This window comes from Sphingomonas sp. DC4900 (assembly GCF_049896485.1).
Lineage (GTDB): Bacteria > Pseudomonadota > Alphaproteobacteria > Sphingomonadales > Sphingomonadaceae > Sphingomonas > Sphingomonas aquatilis.
On record NZ_JAFCUK010000037.1, the window covers coordinates 1 to 1,642 of the forward strand.

The 1,642-nt window shown below is 63.9% G+C and carries 2 protein-coding genes and 1 pseudogene; all 3 read left to right on the forward strand.

All coding sequences use genetic code 11. The features are described 5' to 3' along the window. The coding region (locus ACP690_RS17995) for a hypothetical protein (protein WP_426261894.1) at positions 1 to 223 on the forward strand (223 nt) is incomplete at its 5' end. After that, positions 177 to 1,376 carry an IS256 family transposase gene (locus tag ACP690_RS18000; RefSeq protein ID WP_426261893.1) on the forward strand — a complete coding sequence of 400 codons (1,200 nt, stop codon included), beginning with the start codon at positions 177 to 179 and terminating at the stop codon, positions 1,374 to 1,376. The genes ACP690_RS17995 and ACP690_RS18000, both read left to right, overlap by 47 nt. 179 nt (positions 1,377 to 1,555) lie before the next feature. Then, a pseudogene (locus ACP690_RS18005) lies at positions 1,556 to 1,642 on the forward strand (ATPase); the annotation flags it as partial.

The window sequence follows — 1,642 nt, forward strand, 5'->3', positions numbered from 1 at the left end:
CGGCGACGATGCCGACCGGCGGTTCGTGCGGGTGCTGGCAGCGGTGCTCGACGACGGGCTGGAGGCGGTAGAAGTGGCCGTGCGCGAAGCATTGCTGGCCGGCGTCGCCAGCGACGACGGGACTGTCAGGAATTTTGTGCGGGAGGCCATAGGATGGAATGGAAGGGACCATCGATATGGCAATCGACAAGGACGTTTTGGACCAGCTTCTGGCTGGTCGTGACCCGCAGGAGCTGTTTGCAAAGGACGGTCTGCTCGACGAGCTGAAGAAGGCGTTGTCGGAGCGGATGCTGTCGGCTGATCTCGACGATCATCTGGAAAGCGAAGGCGCCGCAGGCACCATCAACCGGCGCAACGGGTCATCGAGAAAGACGATGCTGACGGGCACATCGAAGGTGACGCTGGACGTGCCACGCGACCGGGCGGGGACGTTCGACCCGAAGCTCATCGCCAAATACCAGCGCCGTTTCCCCGACTTCGACGACAAGATCGTCTCGATGTACGCGCGCGGGATGACGGTGCGCGAAATCCGCGGGCACCTCGAGGAGCTGTACGGGATCGACGTCTCGCCGGACCTGATCTCGACCGTCACCGATGCGGTGCTGGAGACGGTTGCCGAATGGCAGGGTCGGCCGCTCGACGCCTGCTATCCGCTGGTGTTTTTCGACGCGATCCGGGTGAAGATCCGCGACGAAGGGTTCGTCCGCAACAAGGCGGTCTACATCGCGCTGGGCATTCAGCCGGACGGGACCAAGGAGGTGCTCGGCATCTGGATCGAGCAGACCGAGGGGGCCAAATTCTGGCTGCGCGTCATGAACGAGCTCAGGAACCGCGGCGTCGCCGACATCCTGATCGCCGTCGTCGACGGCCTGAAGGGGTTCCCGGAGGCGATCAACGCTGTCTTCCCCGAGGCCATCGTCCAGACCTGCATCGTCCATCTGATCCGCAACAGCATGAGCTTTGCGTCCTGGAAGGAGCGCAAGTTCATCGCCCAGGCGTTGCGCGGCGTCTACCGTGCCGAGACGCCCGAGGCCGGCATGGCTGCGCTGGAGGCGTTCGAGGCAGGCCCCTGGGGCCAGAAACACCCGGCCATCGCCATAAGCTGGCGGCGACACTGGGACCAGGTGATCCCGTTCTTCGCCTTTCCCGAGGGCGTCCGCCGGATCATCTACACTACGAACGCCATCGAGGCCCTGAATTCGAAGGTTCGCCGTGCCGTCCGTACCCGCGGCCATTTCCCCGGTGACGATGCCGCGATGAAGCTGTTATATCTCGTGCTCAATCACGCGGCGGACGAATGGAAGCGCCCACCGCGCGAATGGGGTGAGGCCAAAAGTCAGTTCGCCGTAATCTTCGGTGAGCGCTTCGTCATCTAATGACGGTAACCGGCCTCCCGCACAAAATTCCTGACAGTCCCGCGACGACGTCATCGTCAACATCCTGGCCCGCCGGCGCGAACCGCCGCGACCGCTGACTATTGTCACGCCAGAAGATCTGGCGCTGCGCCATCCGCCCCGTGCCGGCTGCAACCGCTATGACAGCCTGCGAGGTCTCCATGCAGCGGCATGAGATGATGACGGCCATGGCCGAGTTGGGGCTGAAGGGCATGGCTGGCGCCTTCGACGAGGCGGTCACTACCGGT